24 protein-coding genes are annotated in these 25,190 nt (G+C 70.6%); 15 read left to right on the top strand and 9 right to left on the bottom strand.

All coding sequences use genetic code 11. The annotated features are described in order from the left end of the window. From AC1DU4_RS09720 to AC1DU4_RS09705, 4 genes are all read right to left on the bottom strand, one after another. Positions 1-181, bottom strand: a 181-nt coding sequence (locus AC1DU4_RS09720) for a DUF309 domain-containing protein (protein ID WP_477839309.1), incomplete at its 3' end; no start/stop codon positions are given. Then, on the bottom strand, positions 178-1,230 hold the full coding sequence (locus AC1DU4_RS09715) for an ATP-dependent DNA ligase (RefSeq protein ID WP_477839307.1): 1,053 nt from the start codon (positions 1,228-1,230) through the stop codon (positions 178-180). The genes AC1DU4_RS09715 and AC1DU4_RS09720, both read right to left, overlap by 4 nt. A gap of 76 nt (positions 1,231-1,306) precedes the next feature. Continuing rightward, entirely contained in the window at positions 1,307-1,519 is a 213-nt protein-coding gene (locus tag AC1DU4_RS09710; RefSeq protein ID WP_477839305.1) for a dodecin, read from the bottom strand. 374 nt (positions 1,520-1,893) lie between these two features. Next, the gene (locus AC1DU4_RS09705; protein ID WP_477839317.1) at positions 1,894-2,958 is read right to left on the bottom strand and encodes a magnesium and cobalt transport protein CorA; all 1,065 of its coding nucleotides are present in this window, start codon (positions 2,956-2,958) and stop codon (positions 1,894-1,896) included. Between the two features lie 691 nt (positions 2,959-3,649). On the opposite strand from AC1DU4_RS09705, the gene AC1DU4_RS09700 reads away from it, so the two are divergent. From AC1DU4_RS09700 to AC1DU4_RS09675, 6 genes are all read left to right on the top strand, one after another. Next, positions 3,650-4,333 carry a response regulator gene (locus tag AC1DU4_RS09700; RefSeq protein WP_477839303.1) on the top strand — a complete coding sequence of 228 codons (684 nt, stop codon included), beginning with the start codon at positions 3,650-3,652 and terminating at the stop codon, positions 4,331-4,333. A 20-nt stretch (positions 4,334-4,353) separates the two neighbouring features. Next, positions 4,354-5,547, top strand: a complete 1,194-nt coding sequence (locus AC1DU4_RS09695) for a sensor histidine kinase (RefSeq protein ID WP_477839301.1) — start codon at positions 4,354-4,356, stop codon at positions 5,545-5,547. Further along, entirely contained in the window at positions 5,544-6,596 is a 1,053-nt protein-coding gene (locus AC1DU4_RS09690; RefSeq protein ID WP_477839299.1) for a hypothetical protein, read from the top strand. Before AC1DU4_RS09695 ends, AC1DU4_RS09690 begins: the two co-directional genes overlap by 4 nt. Before the next feature lie 134 nt (positions 6,597-6,730). Then, complete coding sequence (locus tag AC1DU4_RS09685; protein ID WP_477839294.1) at positions 6,731-7,063, top strand: LuxR C-terminal-related transcriptional regulator; 333 nt, start codon at positions 6,731-6,733, stop codon at positions 7,061-7,063. A gap of 25 nt (positions 7,064-7,088) precedes the next feature. Further along, the gene (locus tag AC1DU4_RS09680) at positions 7,089-8,276 is read left to right on the top strand and encodes a sensor histidine kinase (protein WP_477839292.1); all 1,188 of its coding nucleotides are present in this window, start codon (positions 7,089-7,091) and stop codon (positions 8,274-8,276) included. Continuing rightward, a complete protein-coding gene (locus AC1DU4_RS09675) occupies positions 8,273-9,361 on the top strand; it encodes a hypothetical protein (protein WP_477839290.1) in 1,089 nt (362 codons plus the stop codon). The genes AC1DU4_RS09680 and AC1DU4_RS09675 overlap by 4 nt, the downstream gene beginning before the upstream one ends. Positions 9,362-9,403: 42 nt before the next feature. Here AC1DU4_RS09675 and AC1DU4_RS09670 read toward each other — a convergent pair whose 3' ends face one another. Beyond that, positions 9,404-10,258: a helix-turn-helix transcriptional regulator gene (locus tag AC1DU4_RS09670; protein ID WP_477839288.1), complete on the bottom strand. Its 855-nt coding sequence runs from the start codon at positions 10,256-10,258 to the stop codon at positions 9,404-9,406. A 133-nt stretch (positions 10,259-10,391) separates the two neighbouring features. On the opposite strand from AC1DU4_RS09670, the gene AC1DU4_RS09665 reads away from it, so the two are divergent. The 8 genes from AC1DU4_RS09665 to AC1DU4_RS09630 all read left to right on the top strand — a co-directional run bounded on the left by AC1DU4_RS09665 (position 10,392) and on the right by AC1DU4_RS09630 (position 19,766). Next, positions 10,392-12,008: a long-chain-fatty-acid--CoA ligase gene (locus AC1DU4_RS09665; RefSeq protein WP_477839286.1), complete on the top strand. Its 1,617-nt coding sequence runs from the start codon at positions 10,392-10,394 to the stop codon at positions 12,006-12,008. Between the two features lie 51 nt (positions 12,009-12,059). Further along, complete coding sequence (locus tag AC1DU4_RS09660; protein ID WP_477839284.1) at positions 12,060-12,908, top strand: 3-hydroxybutyryl-CoA dehydrogenase; 849 nt, start codon at positions 12,060-12,062, stop codon at positions 12,906-12,908. A gap of 141 nt (positions 12,909-13,049) precedes the next feature. Next, the gene (locus tag AC1DU4_RS09655; protein ID WP_477839282.1) at positions 13,050-13,982 is read left to right on the top strand and encodes a hypothetical protein; all 933 of its coding nucleotides are present in this window, start codon (positions 13,050-13,052) and stop codon (positions 13,980-13,982) included. An 89-nt stretch (positions 13,983-14,071) separates the two neighbouring features. After that, entirely contained in the window at positions 14,072-15,577 is a 1,506-nt protein-coding gene (locus AC1DU4_RS09650) for an MFS transporter (RefSeq protein WP_477839280.1), read from the top strand. Between the two features lie 56 nt (positions 15,578-15,633). Next, positions 15,634-16,410: a VOC family protein gene (locus AC1DU4_RS09645; protein WP_477839278.1), complete on the top strand. Its 777-nt coding sequence runs from the start codon at positions 15,634-15,636 to the stop codon at positions 16,408-16,410. Positions 16,411-16,424: 14 nt separating this feature from the next. Next, a complete protein-coding gene (locus AC1DU4_RS09640; protein ID WP_477839276.1) occupies positions 16,425-17,015 on the top strand; it encodes a TIGR03086 family metal-binding protein in 591 nt (196 codons plus the stop codon). 5 nt (positions 17,016-17,020) lie between these two features. Then, on the top strand, positions 17,021-18,742 hold the full coding sequence (gene ilvD, locus AC1DU4_RS09635; RefSeq protein ID WP_477839315.1) for a dihydroxy-acid dehydratase: 1,722 nt from the start codon (positions 17,021-17,023) through the stop codon (positions 18,740-18,742). 37 nt (positions 18,743-18,779) lie between these two features. Next, positions 18,780-19,766, top strand: coding sequence for an adenylate/guanylate cyclase domain-containing protein (locus tag AC1DU4_RS09630; RefSeq protein ID WP_477839313.1), 987 nt, complete (start codon positions 18,780-18,782; stop codon positions 19,764-19,766). 25 nt (positions 19,767-19,791) lie between these two features. Here AC1DU4_RS09630 and AC1DU4_RS09625 read toward each other — a convergent pair whose 3' ends face one another. The 3 genes from AC1DU4_RS09625 to AC1DU4_RS09615 all read right to left on the bottom strand — a co-directional run bounded on the left by AC1DU4_RS09625 (position 19,792) and on the right by AC1DU4_RS09615 (position 22,159). After that, a complete protein-coding gene (locus AC1DU4_RS09625) occupies positions 19,792-20,640 on the bottom strand; it encodes a translation initiation factor (protein WP_477839274.1) in 849 nt (282 codons plus the stop codon). A gap of 6 nt (positions 20,641-20,646) precedes the next feature. After that, positions 20,647-21,300 (bottom strand): S1 family peptidase, encoded by a 654-nt coding sequence (locus AC1DU4_RS09620; protein WP_477839272.1) that lies wholly within the window; start codon positions 21,298-21,300, stop codon positions 20,647-20,649. 226 nt (positions 21,301-21,526) lie between these two features. Further along, positions 21,527-22,159 (bottom strand): TetR/AcrR family transcriptional regulator, encoded by a 633-nt coding sequence (locus AC1DU4_RS09615; RefSeq protein ID WP_477839270.1) that lies wholly within the window; start codon positions 22,157-22,159, stop codon positions 21,527-21,529. Between the two features lie 100 nt (positions 22,160-22,259). Between AC1DU4_RS09615 and AC1DU4_RS09610 the strand changes: the two genes are divergently transcribed. Further along, entirely contained in the window at positions 22,260-23,825 is a 1,566-nt protein-coding gene (locus AC1DU4_RS09610; protein WP_477839268.1) for an MFS transporter, read from the top strand. Between the two features lie 66 nt (positions 23,826-23,891). Here AC1DU4_RS09610 and AC1DU4_RS09605 read toward each other — a convergent pair whose 3' ends face one another. Then, positions 23,892-25,151, bottom strand: coding sequence for an Nramp family divalent metal transporter (locus tag AC1DU4_RS09605; protein ID WP_477839266.1), 1,260 nt, complete (start codon positions 25,149-25,151; stop codon positions 23,892-23,894). Between the last annotated feature and the right edge of the window lie 39 nt (positions 25,152-25,190).

Genomic DNA, 25,190 nt, shown 5'->3' with positions numbered 1-25,190 from the left:
CCCCCACCGCGGCGCTCAGCCCGGCGGCGAGCCGGCCGAGCCCCTCCCACAGTTCCAGCTCGTCGGCGGGGGCGGTGCGCCAGGCGTCGGCGAAGAGCCGCTGCGCCTGCGCGGGCTCGCCGTGGTCGAACAACCGCTGGGCCTCGGTCACGACGGCGCCGAGGTCCGTGGTCCCGGTCATGACGCACCGCCCGCCAACACGTCGGTCAGGTCGTATCGCACCGGAACCTCCAGTTGCTCGTAGGTGCATTCGCGCGGCTCCCGGTCCGGACGCCAGCGCAGGAACCGTCCGGCGTGCCGCAGCCGGTCGCCCTCCATCTGGTCGTACGCGACCTCCACCACCAGTTCGGGTCGCAGCGGCACCCACTGCCGGTCCTTGCCCGCGGACCACCGGCTGGCCTCGCCGTCGTTGACGACGTCCTCGCCGAGGCGCAGCGGGTCGAGGATGGCCTGCAGCTCGATCCGCCTGGCCGCGGTGAACGCGGAGGCGCCGCCGATGAAGTGCATCTCGTCGCCGTCGTAGAGGCCGAGCAGCATCGAGCCGATCCCCGGCTGGCTCTTGTGCGGGCGGTACCCGATCACCACGCAGTCCGCGGTACGCGCATGCTTGACCTTGATCATCTCCCGCTTGTTCGGAAGGTAATGCCCGGCAAGCTTTTTCGCGACCACACCGTCCAGTCCGGCACCCTCGAACGTGGAGAACCACTCCTGCGCGAGGCCCGCGTCGGTGGTCGCGGTGGTGACGTGACAGGACCGGCCGCGCGACCCGACGGCGCCGAGCAGCAGCTCGCGGCGCCGGGCGAAGGGCTCCCCCGTCAGGTCCCGGTCGTCGAGCGCGAGCAGGTCGAAACCCACCAGCTGCGACGGCGTCTGCTCGGACAGCAGCGTGACCCGGCTGGCGGCGGGGTGGATCCGCTCGGAGAGCGCCTCCCAGTCCAGCCGGGTACGGCCGTCCACCTCACGCGGTACCACCAGTTCGCCGTCCAGCACGCAGCGCGACGGCAGCTCCTCACGGACCGCCGCGAGCATCTCGGGGAAGTACCGGCCCAGATCCTTGCCGCTGCGCGAGCTGAGCACCACCTCGTCGCCGTCACGGAACACGATGGCACGGAAGCCGTCCCACTTGGGTTCGTAGGACCACACCGGATCCTCGCCCTCCGGCTGCGCGGGCACGGCGGCGGCAGCCTTCGCGAGCATCGGTTGCAGGGGCGGAGTCAACGGGAGATCCACGCCCCCATACTTGCGCACCGGCCGCGGATCCGCGAGGCAAAACGCCCGCCGCGCCGCCCGACTCGCCTGCGCGGGACTACTCGGAGTCGAGCCGGAACCCCAGCTTGAGCGTCACCTGCACGTGCCCGACCTTGCCGTCCACGATGTGCCCGCGGGTGTGCACCACCTCGAACCACTCCAGGTTGCGGACGGTCTCCCCGGCCCGGGCGATCGCGCCGGCAATGGCGTCGTCGATCCCCTTGGTCGAGGACCCGACCACCTCGGTGACGCTGTAGACGTGGCTGCTCATCGGTCTTCCTCACTCTTCGGTGACGGAGTCCAACCAGCGTAGGACCGGGAGTCTGACCCTGTACAGGTGTCGCCGGCGACCCCCGCCCCGAATAGCGTTGTACGAATTCAAGGAACTGCCGTGCCGGGAGATCTGGAACCGTAGAGTGGCCGACGGTCGCGACACCGTCGCGCCGTATTCACCTGTCCAGAAGGGGACCCCTCGTGGAGAAGATCCGCAACTACGGCCTGCTCGTCAAGTACCTCGTCAGCACCCAGTGGAAGAAGCTGCGCGGCGGCAAGGACACCGCTCAGCAGAACCAGGGCTGAGCCGGCGACACCACCCGTGAGTCCTTCGGCCCACCCAAGGACCGAGGACTCACGGGCGCGAAGCGCCTACAGCCAGCCGCGACGCTTGAAGATCGTGTACAGCCCGCCGCAGGTCAGCATCATCATCCCCAGCGCCATCGGATAGCCGCCCGCCCAGTGCAGCTCCGGCATCGAGTCGAAGTTCATCCCGTAGACCGTGCCGATCAGCGTGGGGGCGAACAGGATTGCGGCCCATGCCGAGACCTTCTTGATCTCCTCGTTCTGCGCATAGCTCGCCTGGGTCAGCGCGGACATCTCCTCGTTCTGCGTCTGCGAGACGAGCGTCGCGTTGACGGTGAGGATGTTGCCCAGCAGCTGCCGGAACCCGTCGGCGCGTTCGACCACCGTGGTGGCGTGGTCGGTGACGTCGCGCAGGTACTTCTGCAATTCCTCGTCCGTCTTGTACTTCTCGAACCCGGCCGAGAGGCCACTGAGCATGTCGAGCAGCGGCCGGGTCGCGCGCTGGAACTCGATGACCTCGCGGGTCAGCTCGTAGATGCGCCGCGACACCTTCGGGTCGCCGCTGAACACCTCGGTCTCGATCTCGTCGATGTCGTTCTGCAGGCCGGCGACGACCGGTGCGTAGCCGTCCACGACGGCGTCGAGAATCGCGTAGAGCACCGCCTCGGGACCGAGCCGCAGCAGGTCGGGGTCGCTTTCCATCCGCGCCCGCACCGCGGAMAGGTTCGGCGACTCGCTGTGCCGGACGGTGAGCACGAAGGTCGGACCGCAGAAGATGTGCAGCTCACCGAAGTCGACGCGCTCGGTCTCGTCGAGGTAACGGGCGGCGCGCAGCACCACGAACAGGGTGTCGCCGTATCGCTCGAGCTTGGGCCGCTGGTGCGCGACGATCGCGTCCTCGACCGCCAGCTCGTGCAGCCCGAACTGCTTCGCGGCGGCGTACAGCTGTTCCGCGTCGGGCCGGTACATCCCGATCCAGGCCATCGACGACGCGTCGGGCAGGCTCCGCAACGCCTCGGCCAGGTTCGACGGCGTCTCGATCCGAAATCCGTCGCGGTAGACGCCGCTGTTGACGACGCTCGCCTCCACCGGGGCGACCGCCGGGGCGGGCGGCGCCTGGTGCGGGGCCATCGAGTGCTCGGGGACGAGTTCGTGCGACGGGTTGGCGGCACGGCTGGGCAGCAGTTCGCGGAAGGGGCGCTTTTGACGCATGGGTTCAGCTTTCGCGTAAGTCGGGGCACGGCGGGCGCCGCTACCACCGCGGCGCCGATGCGATGCGAAGTCGTCAACCCCGTGGGCAGGACACGCCCCGCGCGACTAGCGACTTCGGTAGGTACTCGGAGGTTGGCTCACGGCAAGCCACACCTCCTCTTCCCCTCGACCCTGCGCAGCCGGCTTGTGCCAGACCTCGACACCCTACTCCGGGCGCTCACACCCGGCCAACCGGAAGCCGCGACATCGGGCCTGTTCCACCGTCGACCCGAGGAGCAACTGGTCGGCTACCGGTTCGCGGTGCGGCACATTTGGCACGGAGAACAACGACATTGCCGCCGTTTTGGTCAAACGTCCAGATCGGCTGTGGCATGCTTTGCTGAGCCACTAGGACATGTCGCCTACCAGCGGCTTTGTGTCACGGGCAACATTCCCTGGTGGCGCCTTTTCCACCCCCGGACCCCCGGCCGGTGAACCCGATCGAATCGTCGGAACCGACTTCGCTCGGGTGTCAGGGACGACTGCTAGCGTCAGCCCGCGATGCCGCAGCCCGCAACACCGCAGCCCCGAGAAGTAGCCAGACGCAGACCCGAGAAGTACGAGGCACGCCGTGACCGCCAGTGAGTCCGTCCCACCGGAGACCCTTCCCCGCCGCATCGGAATCGTCGAGGATCACGAGTCCGTGGTGATGGGCCTCGAGACGATGCTGGCCGACCAGCCGGACCTCGTCATCGCGGCCAGCGCCGCCACCGTCCCCGAGCTGCTCGCACGCGAGGTCCGACTGGACCTGGTGATCCTGGACCTGCGCCTCACCGACGGTTCCTCGCCCCGGACCAATGTCGAACAGTTGCGGGCGGCGGGGCTCGAGACCCTGGTCTTCACCGGCGCGGAGAACCCCTACCTGGTGCGCCTGGCCGCCAAGGCCGGGGTGCTCGGGGTGGTCCGCAAGTCCGAGCCCACCGCCACCGTCGTCGCGGCGATCTCCGCCGCGGCCAACGGCGAGCAGGTGGTGACCACCGAGTGGGCGGCCGCCATCGACGGCGACCCCGGCCTGCTCGACGTCGGCCTCAGTCCCCGACAACGAGATGTGCTGGCGCACTATGCCTCCGGCGAGAAGGCCGCCCGCGTCGCCAGCCTCACCGGGCTGGCCGAACATACTGTCAACGACTACCTCGCGCGGATCCGGGCCAAGTATGCCGAGGCCGGCCGGCCGGCCCGGACCAAGACCGACCTGTACAAGCGGGCCGTCGAGGACGGTTGGCTGCCCATGCCCCGCCATCCCGACCAACCGTGACCCGGTCCATCCACGAATCTGTGACCTCCACCGCCCCACCGGCCGGCGCCAGACACGAGGCGGCCGACCGCATCCTGCGACTGTTCGCGCGCTTCATCGGCGTCGGCTACCTCTTCTATCTGGTGCTGCTGCTGCCGGCGATCGTCTCCCAGACCCGCCTGATGGACCAATGGTGGACGCCCACGGCCGTGGTGGCGGTGTTCGGGTCCGGCGTGGCGATGGGGGTGGCCTCGTTCCTCCCGGGAACCCGGGCACTGCGCATTGCCGCCGGGGTTGCAGCCATCGCCTATCTGCTGGCCGTCGCGGCCTGGCCGCTGGCCTGGAACGGCGAGCATCTGCTCAACGGCGAAGGGACGTGGCTGTCCAACTTCCCCGGCGTGGCAAGCCTCGCCGCGGTCGCCGCCTGGCGCCCTGTCTACGCGTTTGCCCATCTCGTAATTGCCTGCAGCACAGTACAGATACTGAACAACATGGCGCGGGACGATGCCTTGACCAGCCCGCTGATCCCGGACATTGCGTTCGCGATCATGTTCTGCACGTTGTTCGTAGGCGCCGCGGCGATGGCTCTGCGTACCGGGCGGGTGCTCGACGCCACCACCGACTCCACCCACGCCGCCGCCGCGGGCGCCGCCGCCCAACGTGCTCGCGCCGTCGAACGCGAACGCTTCGACGCGCTGATCCACGACGGGGTGATGTCCACCCTGCTCTCCGCGTCCAGGCAGGGCGCTACGCCGAGCGTCGCAGCGCAATCCGTCGCTACGATGCGCCAACTCGACGCCCTCCGGTCCGGCCCCGGCCCGCACGAGAACTTCGACGGCGAGGAGGTGCTCTCGTACCTGCGCGCCGCCGCGACGGAGGTGGACGAGGACGTCATCTTGCAGGCGCTCCGGCACCCCGACTGGACCGCCCTGACCATGCCCGCCGCCGCCGCCCGAGCGATGGGCGCGGCGCTCGCCGAGGCGTTGCGCAACAGCATTGCGCACGCGGGTCCGGAGGCGCACCGAGCAGTCGATGTCGCGATCGCACCGGACCGCCTCAGCGTGCGCATCGCCGACAACGGCAAAGGGTTCGACATCAACGCGGTTCCCGCACACCGTCTCGGCCTCGCGGTAAGCATCCGGGGACGGATGGGGCAGGTCCCCGGCGGCTCGGCGCGCATCGACTCGCGGCCCTGCGACGGCACCCGGGTGCACCTGACCTGGACCACGCCGTGACGGCGGCTCCCGGCACCCGCGACGTCCGGGAACTGCTCGGCATGCAGAGCAGAGCCGCGACATTCATCGTCTGGTTCTACATGCTGACGTTCGCGATGCTCGCGGTTGTCTCCCTCGACGGAGTGAGCGCCTTCTGGCCGGAGGCGGTTGCGGTGCTTGTTGTCACCGGCGGCGCGGTGGCCCTGCTCCGGGTCGTGGGCGACCCGCTGCCGCTACCGTCCACTCTGGTCCTGGCCGGCATCGGCCCCGTCAGCTGCGCGCTGGTGCTCTCGGTGCTGCCGGCTCCCGTCACGAGTCCGTTGCAGACCTGGCCGATCGGGGCGTCCACCGCGATATACACCTTCATGTGCGTGCGTGGGCGAACCTGGTACGCCTGGCTGGGATTCGCCTCCATGGTCGGTGTCGTCGTCGCCTGGTCGATCCAGACCGGGCAGGGCGCCGGCCCCGGGATCTCCATGTCGGTGATCAGCCTGGCACCCGTCCTGATGTCCACATTCTTCGCGTACACGATCCGACCGGATGCCCGGGCGATCTTCGAGTTGCGTGAGCAGACCACACGCCGCGTCGCCGCCGAGGCCGCCGACTCCGCGGTGCTCGAGGAGCGAGACCGCCAACTGCGCCGGCTCGACGAACTGGCCCGACCGCTGCTCGAGCAGATCAGCACTGGCGTCGAACTGACCACTGCCGACCGGCTGGCCTGCCAACTCCTCGAGGCACACCTGCGCGACACCCTGCGTGCGCCGGCGCTCACGCAGGGCACGCTGGTCGCGGCGGCCCGCGCCGCGCGCGCCCGCGGAGTCGAGGTGATCCTGCTCGACGACCACGGCCTGGACAGGGCCACCGCGAAGGCCCGCGCCCGTTTCCTGGCCGGGGTGGCGGACGAACTGGACGCCGCACGCGACGGCGCGGTGACGGTACGGATCCTGCCGCCGGCGCGCGAAGCCGCGGCGACCCTCCTCGCCACCAGCGGGAATTCCGTTCGACGCATCGAGTTCGGGTCCGACGGCCTTCCCATCCAGCCCGCCCCGAGGGACAAGTCATTTACATAGCTAACGATGCCCTCGGCGTTGGGGGCCGAGAACTTCCGTCTGGGCAACCCTCACCTCGCCGCCTAGCGTCGGTGCAGAGCGTGGCCCGATTCTCCACGGGCCCTGCACTGACGACTTACTCCCCGGGGGGGCCCATGTCCGCGACACTCGACCACCTTCTGCACCGCCCGCACGCGCAGCGAGCCCGCATCACGCCCGCACCGGCCACACCGCAGGCGTCCGTCGCCCGGCCCGCACTGATCCGGCCGACGCTGTCCGCGCGCGAGATCGAGGTGCTGCTGCGGTGGCTGCACTGTGACTCGAAGAGCGCGGTTGCCGCGGCTATGTACCTGTCACTGGGCACCGTCAACACCCATCTCGCACGCATCCGCGCCAAGTACGCACAGGTGGGTAGAGCGGCACCGACCAAGGCCGCCCTCGTGGCCCGCGCGGTGCAGGACGGGTTGATCTCGATCGACGAGCTGTGATCCAGCCGTCGCCGGTCCGGCTCGAATGACCGCGCGCAACAGCAAGATCGGTGACGCGGAGGCCGGGGTCATCCGCACCTTTGCCCGCGTGCTCGGCGCCGGGGCCCTGTTCTTCGCCGTGGTGCTGATCCCCGTCATCTTCGTCCAGTCGGATGTGCTGGCACCGTGGTACACCCCGGTTGCCGTCGTCATCGTCTTCGCGCCCCTGCTCGCCCTGTGGCCTGCCAGCTACGCCCCCGACCTGGGGTGGGTTCGCAGATTCAGCGCACTGAGCGCCGCGACCTACCTCGTCACCATGGCCGGTTGGCTGCCCGCGCTACAGGGGAACCTCCCGCCGACCCGCGACGTGTGGTTGTCCGCGATCTCCGGGCTCGTGGCCATGGCCGCGGCGGTGTGCTGGCCTCCGACCCTCGGCGTGCTGTTCCTCGTGGTCAGCAGCTGCGCGGCGGAGGTGATACGGCACATCACCCGAGCCGGACCAGAGGGCACCTTGCTGCCGGAGATCCTCAACGTCGTGATGACCAACAGCATGTTCGTCCTCGCCGCCATCGCCGCAGTCCAGTCCGGCTGCATGCTCGACCGCACCCGCGCCGCCGCCGCGCGACAGTCCGCGGCGACCGCCGCAGTCGCCGCGCGGGACGTCGAGCGGAAGCGGTTCGACGCGCTGATCCACGACAGCGTCATGTCGACGCTGCTCGGCATCGCACGGCACGGCAACAGCGACCAGCTCGGCGCCCAGTCCGGCGTCGCGCTTCGCGAACTCGACCGCCTGCACGCCAGCGACGTGGCCACCGAAGACCTCGACGCGGACGCCGCGGTCGCCTTGATCCGCTCCGCGCTGATGGACGTCGACGAGGACGGCACCGTCGACCTTCAGGTCCGGCTGGGCTCGCCCGTCACCATTCCGCGCGAGGCCTGCCGCGCGATCGCTTCCGCCGCAACCGAAGCCCTCCGCAACAGCATTCAGCACGCGGACAGCGCGAAGCAGGTTGCGGACCGGCTCGTTGCCATCGACGTCGACATCGACGGCGTGCAGGTGCTGGTGGCCGACAACGGTCGAGGGTTCGACCCCGACCGGGTTCCGCAGTACGGACTGGGCATCAGCGTGTGCATTCACTCGCGCATGGCGTCGGTACCGGGCTGCACCGCCGAGATCCACTCCGCTGCCCACCGCGGCACTCGGGTCACCCTGCGCTGGACGGCACCGTCGTGACCGGCACCGAGTCCAGTGACTTCCGCGACGTGCGCGTCCTACTCGGCCTGGACCGACCCGCCGCGAGGGTGCTCGTTGCGCTGTTCTGCCTGAGTTTCACCGTCGTGGCCCTTGCCAATCTGGAAGGGGTGCACTCCATCTGGCCGACCTTGCTGGCAGCAGCGCTGGTCTCCGCCGGGGCGGCGGTGATCATCGCCGTGCCGGGCGACCCGCTGCCGACGGTCCACACGCTCGCTTTGACCGCGCTGGGGCCGATCGCCTGTGCGCTGGTCCTGTGGCAGCTGCCCGTGCCGGGCTGGACGCTGGACTCGGCCTGGCAGATACGCGCGGTGACGGTGGTGCTGGTCTACATGTCGGTACGGGGCCGCGCGGCGTACGCGTTCGTGGGAGCGGCGCTGGTGATCCTCACCAGCGGCGTCTGGAGCGACGCGACCGGGCAGGGCTGGGGCACCGGGATTCGGTTGGCCTCGATCAACCTCGCCCCCGTCCTGATGTCGGCGTTCTTCGCGTTCAGCATCCGGAGGGTCGGGGTGGCGGTGTTCCGGCTGCGCGAACGCGAATCCGAGCGAGCCGCCGACGAGGCCATGACCGAGGCCGTGCTGCGCGAGCGCGACACCCAGCTCTCCCGGCTGGACCGCGTGGCCCGCCCGATCCTCGAGGCCTCCGCCGCCGGGCACGAGTTCTCCGCGAGGGAACGCGAGGATTGCGCGGTACTGGAATCCCAGCTGCGCGACACCCTTCGGGCGCCGGTGTTCGCCTCGGACGCAGCGGTGTGCGCGGCGGTCGACGCGGCTCGGAGACGGGGCGCACGAGTAATCCTGCTCGACGACGGTGGCCTGGCCGGCGCATCTGCCGAGTCGGTGGCCCGGATCCGGGCGGGCCTCGTCGAGGAGCTCGACTCGTGCGAGGACGGAACCCTGACCGCGCGGGCCCTGCCCGCCGGCCGGGACACCCTGGCGACCATCGTCTCCGAGCACGTCACTCACGTTCGACGCGTCGAGTACGACCGATCGGAGCGGGTCAGCGTGACGGTACGAACCGACGACCATGTGCCCGAACTCGCTGCGCTCCCCGGTCGGCGGTAGGAGCCGGGGAGTTCGCACCCGACCGAGTTCCGCTCGTCGCTCCTACGGCAGCAACCCCAACCGACGTGCCTCGAACACCGCCTCCTGCCGGCTGGCCACCTCGAGCTTGGCCATCAGGTTCCGCATGTACGTCTTCACGGTTTCCACGCTGAGCGAGAGCCGGTCGGCGATCTCCGCGTTGCGGCAGCCCAGTGCCACATGCGAGAGCACCTCGAACTCGCGGGGCGACAACGCAACCCGCGCCGGGACGTCGGCGGGCGCGGTGAGCGAGCGCAGCGTCTGCTCGACCGATCGCAGCGTCTGCACCATCGCCGGGTCGCCGACCTTGTCGGCCAGGTCCCGCAGCACCAGGTAGCTCTCGGTGATCGCCTCGGAAACCGCGGCGCCGCGCGCCGGTCCGCCATGCTCGACGCGGGACCGCTCGATCAGCAGTACCCGCCGGTCCACCTCGTCGCGGACCTCGATCTCGCGGGCCAGTCGGTGCGCCGACGCCAGCAACGCGGACGCCATCACGTCGCCGATCGGCCGCCGGCGCCGCAGTCCGCCGTAGATCGCCGCCCGGGTCACCCCTCGCACCACCACCGGCACCGCCAGCAGCGACTCGATCCCCTCGCCGGCCACCTGCGCGTCGTAGTCGTGGGTGATGTGACTGGAGTTGAAGTAGTCCGGCGCCGACTCCGGCCGCTGCTCGGCGATGGCCCGGCCGCCGAGGCCGCAGCGGGTATCGATGACCAGGCCCCGCAGCGTGCGGCTTCGGGTGCCCGCGAAGCCGCTGAGCAGCAACCGCTGGCTGACCACCGATCCGGCGAAGAGCACCGGGAACGGGGTGCTCGCCCGCAGCGCGCGCAGTTCCCCGCTGAGCGCGTCGTCGTCGCTCGGTCTCATCGTCTCGTTCATGGCATACCCACTTCGTAGGGTAGCGGGCACCGCGGGGCCGGCCCTACCGTCGGGGGAACCGCTTGTAAGCCCCGTCACAACGCATCCGCGCGACGCCTGGGCCAGCCGACCACTGCCAACTGGAGGTACCGAAGTGCCCGGCACACCGTCCCCCGCCGCCAACCATTCGGAGCTCAGCCCCCTGCGCTTCCTCGAGCGTTCCGCCGCGGTCTTCCCCGACCGCACCGCGATCGTCCACGGCGACCGCCGGTACACCTACCGGGAGTTCGGCGCCGAGGTGGAGCGCCTCGCCCGGGTACTGCGCACCCGGATCGAGCCCGGCGACCGGGTGGCCTACCTGTCGCCGAACACCCCCGAACTGCTGATGGCGCACTTCGCGGTGCCGCTCGCCGGAGGCGTGCTCATCGCGTTGAACTCGCGGCTCGCCGGCCCGGAACTCGAGTACATCCTCGACCACTCCGGCGCCCGCGTCCTGTTCGTGGACTCCGAGTTCCTCGGCTCCGTCGCCACCGCCCGCGCGCAGGTGCCGACGCTGCAGGAGATCGTCGAGATCCCCGACTCGACCAACCCCGTCGACGCCCCGGCCGGCATCGCGACCGCGGTCTACGCGGAGTTCCTCGACGGCGCCCCCGACGATTCGCCAGTGCACTGGGGCGTCGAGGACGAGCGGCAGGTCATCGCCATCAACTACACCTCCGGCACCACCGGCAAGCCCAAGGGCGTCATGTACTCGCACCGCGGCGCGTACCTGAACTCGCTCGGCGAGACCTTCCACAACGGCTTCACCGGCGACACCAAGTACCTGTGGACGCTGCCGATGTTCCACTGCAACGGCTGGTGCACCCCGTGGGCGGTCACCGCCGCCGGCGGCACCCACGTGTGCCTGCGTGCGGTGCGCGCCGACGCGGTCTGGGACGCCATCGACCACCTCGGCATCACCCACCTCTGCGGCGCGCCGACCGTCTGCTCCACCATCGCCGACGCCCCGCAGGCGCACCCGCTGGCGGCACCGCTGCGGATCACCACCGCGGGCGCACCGCCGTCGCCGACGGTGATCGGCCAGCTCGAGTCCCTCGGGGTGAGCGTCGTGCACGTCTACGGGCTCACCGAGGTGTACGGGCCGTACACGATCTGCGAGCCGCAGGACTCGTGGGCCGCGCTGGACCCGGCCGAGCGGGCCGTCCTGATGTCGCGGCAGGGCGTCGGGATGCTGCAGGCCGAGAACGCACGCGTCGTGGACCAGCAGATGCGGGACGTGCCCGCCGACGGCCAGACGATGGGCGAGATCGTGCTGCGCGGCAACAACGTGATGCTCGGCTACTACCGCGACGAGGCGGCCACGGCGGAGGCCTTCGCCGGCGGCTGGTTCCACACCGGCGACCTCGGCGTCATGCATCCGGACGGCTATCTCCAGCTCAAGGACCGCGCCAAGGACATCATCATCTCCGGCGGCGAGAACATCTCCACGGTCGAGGTGGAGCAGGCGATCATCTCCCACCCGGCCGTCGCGGACGTCGCCGTCGTCGGTGTCCCGGACCGGAAGTGGGGCGAGCGACCCAAGGCGTTTGTGCTGCTCAGGCCGGGTTCCGCCGCCACCGCCGAGGAGTTGGTCGAGTACACCCGGGGGTTGCTGGCCGGCTACAAGGTGCCGCGCGAGATCGTCTTCGCGGAGGACCTGCCGCGTACCCCCACCGGGAAGATCCGCAAGAACGAGCTGCGGGTCCAGGAAGACGCGGCTACCACGGCGTAGCAGAATGTGCGCGGAAACCATGATGATCGATACGTGACTGGAGAAGTAGCTGTGGAGCTTGTCGGAGTGATCGGTGGCGGCACGATGGGTGCCGGTATCGCAGAGGTTTGTGCCAAGGCCGGTAGTTCGGTCCTCGTCCTCGAGACCAAGCAGGAGTACGCGGACGCCGCCACGGAGCGGATCGCAAAGTCGATCTCCCGCGGCGTCGCCAAGGGCAAGATCACCCAGGAGGAGGCGGACGCCGCGATCGCGCGCGTGCGCGTCACCCTGGACATGGAGGAGTTCGCGGACCGCGACCTGGTCATCGAGGCCGCCCCGGAGATCGAAGAGCTGAAGTACGAGATCTTCGGCAAGCTCGACAAGATCGTCAAGCCGGCAGGCATCCTGGCGACCAACACCTCCTCCATCCCCGTCATCAAGATCGCCAAGGCCACCAACCGGCCCGGCCAGGTCGTCGGCGTGCACTTCTTCAACCCGGTGCCGGTGATGCCGCTGGTGGAGATCGTGGTCAGCCTGACGACGTCGGAGGAGACCGTCCTCGCGGTCACCGACTACGCCAAGAACACGCTGCGCAAGAAGACGGTCCGGGCCGGCGACCGCTCGGGCTTCATCGTCAACGCGCTGCTCATCCCGTACCTGTGCCAGGCCGTCCGGATGCTCGAGTCCGGCTACGCCACCGCCGAGGACATCGACGAGGCCATGAAGGGCGGCTGCGGCTACCCGATGGGCCCCCTGACGCTGCTCGACACCGTCGGCCTGGACGTCGCGCTGGCGGCCTCCGAGTCGCTGTACGCGGAGTTCGCAGAGCCGCACTACGCCCCGCCGGCCCTGCTCCGCCGCAAGGTCGACGCCGGCCAGCTCGGCCGCAAGAGCGGTCGCGGCTTCTACGACTACAGCTAGTCTCCGATCCGCACCCCTGCTGTACCCGTCGCGCCCGCAATTGCGCCCGCGACGCGTGCAACCGGGGTGCGGATTGCGTAGTTGTCCACAGGGCGCGGGCTGGGCCTGGTGCCGAGGACAGTCCCCTGCGAGCGTCGACTCGTGGACTCCTTCCGAGACGGCGTCATCCGCCGCACCGAGGCCCTGGGCGACGGACACACCGACCGTGACCTGCGGCGCGGCCGCGACGGCGGTCACCTCGTCACCATCCGGCCCGGCTCCTACCTGCGGGCGTCGGACTTCGGCGCGCTCGACTCCGTCGGCCAGCACCGCGCGCTGACGCTGGCGACAGCAGCGGCCTGCGACCCCGACCTGGTCGTCAGCCACATGTCGGCTGCGGTCCTGCACGGGGTCGACCTGTGGTCCGTGCCGCTGGATCGGGTACACCTGACCGCCGACCGCACCCGTGGCGGCAAGCTTGRCCGACGGCGGCACCTGCACGCGACGCCGTTCCGGGACGACGAGGTGACGGTCCGCCATGGTGCGCGCTGCACCACCGTCGCGAGGACGGTCGTCGACCTGGCCCGCACAGTCCCCTTCGAGCAGGCCGTGGTGGTCGGCGACTGCGCGCTGCACAACAAGCTCGTGACGCCGGGCGAGCTCGCGCAGAGCATCGCGTCGGCGCACCATCGGTCGGGTGTCGGCGCGGCGGCGCGGGCGGTGGCGTTCATGGACGGGCGTAGTGAGAGCGTCGGCGAATCTCGCAGTCGCGTACTCATGCATCGGCTCCGAGTGCCGAAACCCGACCTGCAACAGTGGATTTCAAACTCGGATGGCACCGTAGGCCGGGTCGACTTCCTGTGGGACTGCGGCCTGGTCGGCGAGTTCGACGGGCTCGGCAAGTACCGGGGCGAGTACCGGGCGGGACCGGCATCCGAGGAGGACGCGGCCTACGCGGTGATCGCCGAGAAGTGCCGCGAGGACCTGCTCCGCGCCGAGGGCTTCATGGTCGTCCGGTGGGTGTGGCGCGAACTCGGCACGCCGAACGTCGTTGCAGACCGTATCCGGCGCGGCCTCGAACTCGCCCGACGCTGAATTCGCACCCACTTTGTACCCGTCGCACCCGCAATTGCGCCCGCGACGCGTGCAACCGGGGCGCGGATTGTCGGCGTAGCCTCACCCGCATGGGCCCGACCCGGCAGACGGTCCGCCTGCGCTCGGCCACCGGGCGCTGGGTGGTCCTCGCAACCGTCCTCGGTTCCTCGCTGGCGATGCTCGACGCCACCGTCGTCAACATCGCGCTCCCCCGCATCGGCGAAGACCTCGACGCCACCGTCGCCGGACTGCAGTGGGTGCTCAGCGGCTACACCCTCACCCTCGCCTCGCTGATCCTGCTCGCCGGCGCGCTCGGCGACCGCCTCGGCCGGCGCAAGGTCTTCGTCTGGGGCACAGTCTGGTTCGCGGCCGCGTCGCTGCTGTGCGGCGTCGCCCCGAACATCGAGATGCTGGTGGCCGCCCGGATCCTGCAGGGCGTGGGCGCGGCGCTGCTGACCCCCGGCAGCCTGGCGCTGCTCTCCGCCGCCATCGACCCCGACGACCGCGGCGCCGCGATCGGCCTGTGGTCCGGCCTCGGCGGGGTCGCCGCGGCGGGCGGCCCGCTGCTCGGCGGGTGGATCGTGCAGGTGTCCAGCTGGCGGGCGGTGTTCCTGCTGAACCTGCCGCTGGCGGTCGCCGTGGTGTGGGTGTCGCTGCGGCACGTGCCGGAGAGCCGCGACCCGCAGCAGGAGGGCCGACTCGATGTCGTCGGCGCCGTCCTGGCCGCCGCCGGACTCGCCGGGATCACCTACGGTCTGATCGCCCAGCAGTGGATGCCCGTGCTGCTCGGCCTCGTGGTGTTCGTGGTGTTCGTGGTCGTCGAACGCCGCAGCACGGACCCGCTGATCCCGCCGGCGCTGTTCCGGTCACGGGTCTTCGTCGCCGCGAACCTGGTGACGTTCGCGGTGTACGCCGCGCTCGGCGGGGTGTTCTTCCTGCTGGTGCTCCAGCTGCAGCTCGCCGCCGGGTACTCGCCGCTCGCGTCGGGCGTGGCGACCGTGCCCATCACCGTGCTGATGCTGCTGCTCTCCTCTCGCGCCGGCCGGTGGGCCCAGCACCACGGCCCGCGGCTGCCGATGACGGTCGGACCGCTGCTGGCCGCGGTCGGGCTGGCGCTGATGCTGCGGATCGGACCCGGTGCGTCGTACCTGACCGACGTGCTGCCCGGCGTGCTGGTCTTCGGTCTCGGGCTGTGCGCGCTGGTGGCCCCGCTGACGGGGGCGGTGCTGAACTCCGTGTCCACCGACCGTGCCGGGATCGCGTCCGGCGTGAACAACGCGGTGGCCCGCAGCAGTCAGCTGCTCGCGGTTGCCGCGCTGCCCGGACTGGCGGGCATCACCGGCACCGACTACACCGACCCGCAGGTGTTCTCCGACGGCTTCCACGTCGCGATGCTGATCTGCATGGGGCTGTTGGTGATCGGCGCGGCACTGGCCGCGGCACTGGTTCCGGCGGGCGCGACGCAACTGCCCGCCGAGTCCGCCGAACCTCTCGCGCACGAGGAGACCGTCGACTGCTGCCCGCACTGCGACATCTCCGCCCCGGCCGTGCAACCGGTGTCCTCTTCCCAAACCGAGCGCGGCCTGGAACCGTAGACGACGGGCCTCGCCCCACCGGCGAGACCGACTTTCTCCTGCGGAAGGAAATCGTCATGCCCGAACGCACCCGTTACGAAGAGGGCACGCCCTGCTGGGTAGACCTGTCCAGCACCGATCCCGGCGCCGCCAAGGCGTACTACACCGCACTGTTCGGCTGGGAGTTCGACGACATGCCCACCCCGGACGGCGGCACCTACTCGATGGCCACCCTGCGCGGCGGGTTCGTCGCCGCCATCGGCGGCCAACCGCCCGACACCCCCGCCGGCGCCCCCTCGATCTGGAACACCTACCTCGCCACCGACGACGCCGACGCGGCGACGGCCAAGGTCGCCCCGGCCGGTGGCGAGCTGATCATGGGACCGGTCGACATCGGCCAGTCCGGGCGGATGGCGTTCCTCACCGACCCCACCGGCGCGGTCGCCGGCCTGTGGCAGGCCGGGGAACACATCGGCGCCACCCTGGTGAACGAGCCCGGCACCGTCATCTGGAACGAGCTGATCACCCCCGACCCGGACAAGGCGCTGGCGTTCTACCAGGCCGTGGTCGGGCTCTCCTCGAGCACCTCGGACCTGCCCGGCGGCCCTTACACCGTCTTGAAGGTCCGCGAGGCCCAGGTCGGCGGCTGCACGACGCCGCGGATGCCGCAGGTCCCCACCCACTGGCACGTCTACTTCGCCGTCGAGGACACCGATGCGACGGCCGCGAAGTCGACGGCCTCCGGCGGCGGCGTCATGGTCGAGCCGTTCGACGTGCCGGCCGTCGGCCGGATGACGGTGCTGAGTGACCCCACCGGGGCCGCGTTCAGCGTCATGACCGGCGAATCCGCGTAGCGGCGGGCGGGCCGGTGGCACTCGGGTGGCTCGAGCTCCAGCGTCGGGCCCAGCAGGAATTCGGCAAACGCGTCCGGGGCGTCACCGACTGGTCGGCACCCACCCCCGACACCGACTGGGACACCGCGGATCTGGTCCGGCACGTGATCGTGGAGCAGCAGTGGGTGCCGCCGCTGCTGGGCGGCCTCACCCTGGCCGAGGCCGCGGCGCACGTGCGGCCGCTCGGCGACGACCTCGCGAGCGAGTGGGAGCAGCACTCCGGGCGCGCCGTGCTCGCCTGGTCGGTGGCGTCGCCGTCCGCGCCCGTGCACCTGTCCTACGGCACCGTCACCGTCGACGAATACCTGCACGAGCAGGTCGCCGACCTCACCATCCACAGCTGGGACCTGGCCCGCGCGGCCGGGTTGGACGAGTCACTCGACGCGGGGCTGGTCGCCGCGGTCTGGGAGGAACTCGACGAACGCCGCGAGATGCTGAGCGCCAGTGGCCTGTTCGCGTCACCGGTGCCCGTCGCCGACGACGCTCCACTGCAGACCCGGTTGCTGGCACTGACCGGGCGCGACGACCGTTCCACACCCCCGTCACGCCCGACCGGAGGAAGATGAGCCGCATGGTCCAGGATCCGAACGCCCCCGCGCCATCGACCCCCGACGTGAAACCGCGCAGCCGCGACGTCACCGACGGACTGGAGAAGTCCGCCGCCCGCGGCATGCTGCGCGCGGTCGGCATGGGCGACGAGGACTGGGGCAAGTCCCAGATCGGCGTCGGCTCCTCCTGGAACGAGATCACCCCCTGCAACCTGTCCCTCGACCGACTCGCGACCGCGGTCAAGGACGGCGTGCACGCCGCGGGCGGGTACCCACTGGAGTTCGGCACCATCTCGGTCTCCGACGGCATCTCGATGGGCCACGAGGGCATGCACTTCTCGCTGGTCTCCCGCGAGGTGATCGCGGACAGCGTCGAGACCGTCATGCAGGCCGAACGCCTGGACGGTTCGGTGCTGCTCGCCGGCTGCGACAAGTCCCTGCCGGGGATGCTGATGGCCGCCGCCCGCCTGGACCTGGCGAACGTCTTCCTCTACGCCGGCTCCGCGCTGCCCGGCCTGGCGAAGATGTCCGACGGYACCGAACGCGAGGTCACCATCATCGACGCCTTCGAGGCGGTCGGCGCGTGCTCACGCGGATTGATGAGCCGCGCGGACGTCGACGCCATCGAGCGGACGTTCTGCCCCGGCGAGGGGGCCTGCGGCGGGATGTACACCGCCAACACCATGGCCTGCGTCGCCGAGGCCCTGGGCATGTCGCTGCCCGGCAGCGCCGCGCCGCCCGCCTCCGACCGTCGACGCGACGGCTACGCGCGGCGCAGCGGCGAGGCCGTCGTCCGGCTGATCGAGCAGGGCATCACCGCCCGGGACATCATGACCAAGAAGGCATTCGAGAACGCCATCGCGGTCGTGATGGCATACGGCGGCTCCACCAACGCGGTGCTGCACCTGCTCGCCATCGCCCACGAGGCGGAGGTGGAGTTGACCCTCGACGACTTCTCCCGGATCGGCGCGAAGGTGCCGCACCTGGCGGACGTCAAGCCCTTCGGCAAGCACGTGATGCTCGACGTCGACCGCAAGGGCGGCGTTCCAGTGGTGATGAAGGCGCTGCTCGACGCGGGCATGCTGCACGGGGACTGCCTCACCGTGACGGGCAAGACCATGGCGGAGAACCTGGCCGAGATCAACCCGCCGGACCCCGACGGCGTGGTGCTCCGGGTGATGTCCTCGCCGATCCACCCCACCGGCGGCATCACCATCCTGTCGGGCTCGCTGGCGCCCGGTGGCGCGGTGGTCAAGTCGGCGGGCTTCGAGGCCGACGTGTTCAGCGGCACGGCAAGGGTGTTCGACCGCGAACGTGCCGCACTCGACGCGCTGGAGGACGGCACCATCACCGCCGGCGATGCCGTGGTGATCCGCTACGAGGGACCCAAGGGCGGGCCCGGGATGCGGGAGATGCTCGCCATCACCGCGGCCATCAAGGGTGCCGGCCTCGGCAAGGACGTGCTGCTGCTGACCGACGGACGCTTCTCCGGCGGCACCACCGGCCTGTGCGTCGGGCATGTGGCCCCGGAGGCGGTCGACGGCGGACCGATCGCCTTCGTCCGCGACGGCGACGCCGTCCGCCTCGACGTCAGCACCGGAACCCTGGACCTGCTGGTCGACGCCGACGAACTCGAACGGCGACGCCAGGGCTGGGAACCGTTGCCGCCCCGCTACACCCGTGGCGTACTGGCCAAGTACGCGAAGCTGGTCGGTTCGGCGTCGAACGGGGCGGTGTGTGGCTGAGCATCCCCCCGGACGGCGGCAGGCCCGCGAGTTCGCCATGATCCAGGCCGAGATCGAGCGCAACCTGCTGGGCGGCGAGATCAAGTACACCCGTCAGCAGGTCGCCGAGCTGTCCGGCATCCCACTCGAACGCGCACAACGACTTTGGATCGCGATGGGTTTCGCGGTCGACTCCGACCCGGACGCACCGATGTTCACCGACGCCGACGTCGCCGCGCTGGGCAGCATCACCTCCCTTGTCGACCGCGGCATCATCGACCCCGACCTCGAGGTGTCGGTGACCCGGGCGCTGGGTCAGTCCTTCGCCCGGCTGGCGGAGTGGCAACTGGGTCTGCTGAACAGCCACATCCTGGAGCGGGTGGAGCGCGAACGGACCGGCCGCGAGGAGGTCAGCGTGCTCGCGGTCGCCGCGCAGGCCGCCCTCGTCGCGGAGCAGATGCTCCCCACCCTGCAGGAGTTGCAGTCGTACGTGTGGCGTCGCCACCTGGCCTCGAACGCCGCCCGGTTCCTCGACAACCGCGGGGAGGAATCCGAGACCCGCACCCTGGTCATCGGTTTCGCCGACATGGTCGGCTACACGAGCCTGACCCGGCGGATCGACGTCACCGAGCTCACCCGACTGCTGGAGTACTTCGAGTCCACCGTCACCAACGTGATCAGCCAGGGTCGCGGCTGGGTGATCAAGAACGTCGGCGACGAGGTGATGTTCGCGGTCGAGAACCCCGCCGACGCCGCCCGGATCGCGCTGGCGCTGCAGGACGCGGCGCACAGCACCGAGGAGCTGCCGGACCTGCGGGTCGGGCTGGCGATGGGCACGGTACTGGTCCGGTTCGGCGACGCCTACGGCTCGGTGGTCAACGTCGCCGCGCGGCTGACCAGTTCGGCGCGGCCCGGCACCGTGCTGGTCGACACCGACCTCGCGGACGCACTCGCCGACGACACCGAGGTTCAGTTGCGGTCGCTGCGGACCCTCCGGGTGCGTGGATACAACCGCCTCAAGGCCCACGCCCTGCGCCGGGCCTGAACCCGCCAGGCCCGGCGCCGCGCAATCAGATCCCCTCGGCTCCCAGCGATTCCAGGGTGTCACGGGCCTCCGCCAGCTGCCGGCTGAGCTCCTCGACCCGGCGGGCTGCGGCCTCGCGGGCCGCCGAGAGCACCGACGCGACCGCCTGCTCGGCGGCCGGGTCGCCGAGTTCGCGGACCGCCCGCTCCACCGCGTCCGCGGACACCGGAGCGGCCTTGCCTGGACGCCGTTCGCCGTGGGTGACCGTCACCGTCCATTCGTTGCCCGCCTCGGCGTGCAGCGTGACGCTGACGCTGGCCGGGTCCTTCGCGCGGCGGGCCCGCCGCGGCGCGGGTGCGGTGTTCTCGGACGCCCGGGTGTCGGGATCGGCCTTCGGTGCGGTCACGGTTGCCTTCGGTGGAGTGGCGGAGACCGTCGCCGCAACCGGCGCCGGCTTGGGCGGGGCGGCGGGCGCCACCCGGGTGTCGACAACCTTGGCGGGCACCGACTTCGGGGCCGCGGCCACAGCGGGCTTCGCTACCGCGGACTTGGCGGCCGCGGGCTTGACCGACGCGGACTTGGCCGACGGAGACTTCGCGACCGCGGGCTTGGCCGACGCGGCCTTGGCCGCCCGGGCCGCCGTCTTTGCCGGGAGGCGGGTACGGCGCAGCTCGTCGGCCTCGAACGGCAACTCGTCGTTGACACCCTTCGGCCGGATCAGCACGGTGGCGCCGTCAATGGACAGCACTCGGGCCGAACAACCCTCTGCCAAACCGAGACTCGGGGTGGCGTCGTTGAGGTACACGGTCGCGCGTTTACCGGCGGCGACCGCTGCTGCCAGTTCTGTCAGGTCCTGCTCGGTCAGGCGGTCGACGCTGTTCTTACGAGGTGGCATCGGCGGCTAGATCGGGCGGAAGCCCGCGCCGGCGCCGCCACGAGCGTTGATGTCGCTCATGATGACGTCGATGTTCGTGCCGAGCTCCGGGCCCAGACACGCGAATCCCACGTACGCATTCACCATGCCCACCAGGGTAGTGCCGAGCACCACCGGGCTTCCCGAGTCACCCTCTATAACGCACATCTGGGTCCAGGTCTCGTTGCTCTGCAGCAGGTCTCCCCACACCACGCCACAGGTGTTACCCGTCGTCAGACCCTCTTTGCACACGATGGCCGGGAAGCTCGCGGGCGCACCGATCCCGGTGATGGTGACGTTGCCGACACGGTTCACCGGAGTCACCCGGGACGCGTCGAACTCGATCACCGAGTAGTCGAGCTCCCGGCTCTTGGCGACCATGTGCCCGAGGACGCCGAGATCCTGCCGGTCCGGTGCCTCGACAGCCATCCCCGGTTCACCGCAGTGTCCCGCGGTGATGCCGACCAGGCGGCCGGCGTTGTCGTGGCCGATGGTCGTCAGCGTGCACATCGCCTCTCCGCCGAGGAGGATCCCGGAGCCACCGCCGAGGACGGCCCGCTCCGCGGCGGCCGCGGGCCCGACCGCCAGGAACCCGAACATCGCCATCGCCGTCACGATCAGCAGTGCAATTCTCTTGAGCATCGTGCGTCCCCTTATCGCCAGGTCCGACGCCGCCAGACTCTGCCCGTACCGGGACGGACCGGAATGGCATCTGCCACTTCCATCGAACCCGCGGCGGCCTGACACATGCTGCGCTCGATCCTCAGCCGCACCGGGTCGTCGAGCTGCGCTGATTCATAGTATCCGCGCGACCGACCGCCGTGCGAGGCCGAACAGCGAATTCACACCCTCAGGGGGAGCGCGAGGATCACTGCGCCGCGGACCTGGCCCGCAGGAAGTCGTCGACGATCCGCTCGCAGGCGTCCGGTCCCAGTGGGGGCAGGGTCGCGAGCCGGGTGAACACGATCGGCCCGACCAACTGCGCCAACGCCAACTCCCGATCCATGTCGCCGAGCAACTCGCGAGCCGGGGTGCCGGCGAAGATCCGGTCGAACGGCAGCCGGTACTGCTCGGCGATGTGCCGCCGCAGCGACCGCAGCTCCGGACGGTCGGAGTGGTCGGGGTGGTCACCGAGCCCGGGCCCCATCCCGAGCCAGCACATCGCGGTCAGCTGCATCGGCGCCTCCTCGATCAGCTTGGCCTGCGCGGTCAGCAGCGACACGAGCTGTTCGCGGAGGTCGCCGCCCTCCGGCTCCGCCACCACGGGTGGCACCAGTCGCCCGAAGGCGGCCGCGAGAAGTTCGGTGCCGCTGTCGAAGTGGCGGTACAGCGTCGCACGGGCCACCTTCGCCGCGCGCGTGACCGCGTCGATGGTGACGGCCTCGGTCCCACCCTTGACCAACAGTGCGGTGGCCGCGTCGAGCAGCCGGGTCCGTGAGCGCACCTTGCGCGGGTCCTCACGGGACCCGGCATCGGCCGCGGTGGTGGGCTGCTCGCCCATGACGCCTCCGAGGGGGTTGTGGAACCGCCGGCCACAAACGATACTGGCGGTCTTGTTACTAACGATACCAACGGTCTTGTTTCGCTATCGAGAGGTCGACATGATCCGGCAATCCCCGCTCGACGAGACGAAATGGTCCGCCCGGGAAGTATGGACGCTCACCGTCGTGTGCGCCGCGGTGGCGATGGTCATGGCCGCGGCCGCGGCCCTCTACTCCGCCCTGCCCGGCCTCGCGCTGGACACCGGGGCCACCCAGAGCCAGCTGACCTGGATCGTGGACGGTTACACCCTCACGCTGGCCGCGCTGCTGCTACCCGCGGGCGCGCTCGGCGACCGGTACGGCCGCCGCGGCGTGCTGATCATCGGGCTGCTGATCGTCGCCGCGGCATCCGTCGTCCCGATCTTCCTCGACTCGCCCCAGTGGCTGATCGGATCGCGCGCGGTGGCCGGCGTCGGCGCCGCCCTGGTGATGCCCGCGACCCTGTCGCTGCTGACCGTGAGCTTCCCGCCGGCGCAGCGGTCGAGGGCCGTGGCCATCTGGGCCGGGGTCGCCGCGTCCGGCGGGATCGCGGGACTACTGGTGTCGGGCCTGCTGCTCGAACTGTGGCAGTGGCAGTCGATCTTCGTCGGCTTCACCGTGGCGGCACTCGTCCTGTTCGCCCTCGCCTGGACCCTGCCGTCGTCCCGGGACCAGGACTCGCCCGCCTTCGACATCCTCGGGGCAGTGCTGTCCACGGCCGCGATCGGGCTGTCCGTGCTGGGCCTGCTCGAGGGACCGATCCGCGGCTGGACCGATCCCCTGGTGGCCGTCGCGCTGATCGTGGGCATCGCGGCCGGGGTCGCATTCGCCGCCGTCGAGCTGCGTCGCGAGCATCCGCTGCTGGACGTGCGACTGTTCGGGATCCGCGGGTTCGGTGCCGGCGCAGCCTCGCTGACCCTGCAGTTCGTCGGGACGCTCGGCCTGTTCTTCCTGCTCATCCAGTACATGCAGCTGGTGCTCGGCTACAGCGCGCTGCAGGCCGCGCTCGCCCTGGCCCCGATGGCCGTGCCGATGATCGCGGTCTCCGCCGTCACGCCCTGGCTGATCCCCCGGGTCGGGATGCGCGCGCTCACCGTCGCCGGGCTCGCGCTGGCCGGGCTCAGCCTGGTGCTGATCGGCAGGCTGGAGGCCGACGGCGGATACGGGCCCGCCGTGGTCGCGTTGCTGATCTTCAGCCTCGGGCTCGGCCTGTGCACCGCGCCGGCGACCACCGGCATCGTCGAGAACACCCCGGACGGCAAGCAGGGCGTCGCGTCCGCGGTGAACGACACGACCCGGGAGATCGGCGCGGCGGTCGGGACCGCGCTGGCCGGCAGCCTCCTCGCGGCCACCTACAGCCACAACATCGCGCCCGCCGTCGCCGCGGCGCCGGAGATCGCGAAGGAGCCGGTCGGCAGTTCGCTGGCCGCGGCGCTAGAGGTGGCCAAGTTCGCCGGCGGCCCGCAGGGCGAGCAGCTCGCGGAATTCGCCCGGTCGGCGTTCATGGCCGGGATGTCGCACGCGTCGTACGTGCTGGCCGGGGTGATGCTCGTCGCGGCGGTGGCCGTCGGCATCTGGGCACCCGGGCGCAAGGGCGCCCCCGCGCCGACCACGGCCGAGGAACTCGCCACCGCCGACGCCGGCTGACCTCCCGCCGGCCGGTCGCGGTCCACGACCGACCGGCGGTGGCGAGTCGGTGCGCCGAGGGCCGGGTCAGCCCCCGACGACCGTCAGCACCAACAGCGCCGCGTTGAGTGCGACGATGACGCCGGTGGCCGTCCACGCCGCCACCGTCGTGCCACGCCGGTTGCGGTGCTCGCCCATCAGGGCGGTCTCCGACGTCATCCGCACCAACGGGATCAGTGCGAACGGAATGCAGAAGCTCAGCACCACCTGGCTGATCACCAGCGCCATGGTCGGGTCGATACCCAGGGAGAGCACCACCAGCGCCGGGATCAGTACCACGGTGCGCCGCAACAGCATCGGGATCCGGTAGTGCAGCAGCCCCTGCATGATCTCCGCGCCCGCCGCGCATCCGACCGACGTCGACGCCAGGCCGGACGCCAGCAGTCCTACCGCGAACACCACCGCCACGGCCGGGCCGAGCGCGCTGGAGATGGCGGCGTGGGCGCCCTCGATGGTGTCGGTGCCCTCGAACCCGCGCAGCGCGGACGCGGCCAGCAGCAGCATCGCGATGTTCACCGAGCCCGCCACCAGCAACGCGAAGCCCACGTCCAGCTTGGTGGCCTTGAGCAGCCTCGGCAGCAGAGCGGCCTTGATCCCACGGCCGTGCCGATCGCGGGCCAGCGCGGAGTGCACGTAGATGGCGTGCGGCATCACGGTCGCGCCGAGCATGCTGGCGGCCAGCAGCACGGTCTCGGTGCCCTCGAACCGCGGCACCAGCCCGCGCAGTGCCTCCGCGCCGTCGACGTCCGTGAACGCGAGGCCGCTCACGAAACCGAGCGTGATGATCGCGAGCAGGCCGATCACCACGAACTCGAAGGTGCGCTGACCGCGGGACTGGGTGGCCAGGATGGCCATCGACACCGCGCCGGTGATCAGCCCGCCGAGCGGCAGCGGCACCCCGAACAGCAGGTTCAACGCGATGGCGCCACCGATCACCTCCGCCACGTCGGTCGCGACGGCGGCCAACTCGGCCTGCACCCAGAACGCCTTGCGCTGCGTCGGGCGCAGTCGCTCGCCGAGCATCTCCGGCAGCGACCGACCGGTCACCAGGCCGAGCTTGGCGGAGAGGTACTGCACGAGCACCGCCATCGCGTTGGCCGCGACCAGCACCCATACCAGCAGGTATCCGTACTTGGCGCCGGCGGTGAGGTTGGCGGCGACGTTCCCGGGGTCCACGTACGCGATCGCCGCGACAAAGGCCGGACCCGCGAGCGCAATGAGCCGCCCGACGCCCGAGCCCCGGCGCGCAGGCGCCCGTTCGACCGTCTCGACACGGACGCTTTCCACCGATCACCTCGTTCTACTCGTTAATATTTGATCGACCAT

Source organism: Rhodococcus sp. P4_F5 (genome assembly GCF_056401315.1).
Note: the sequence above shows the minus strand (reverse complement) of the source record. Positions and strands in the feature narration are given on the sequence as shown.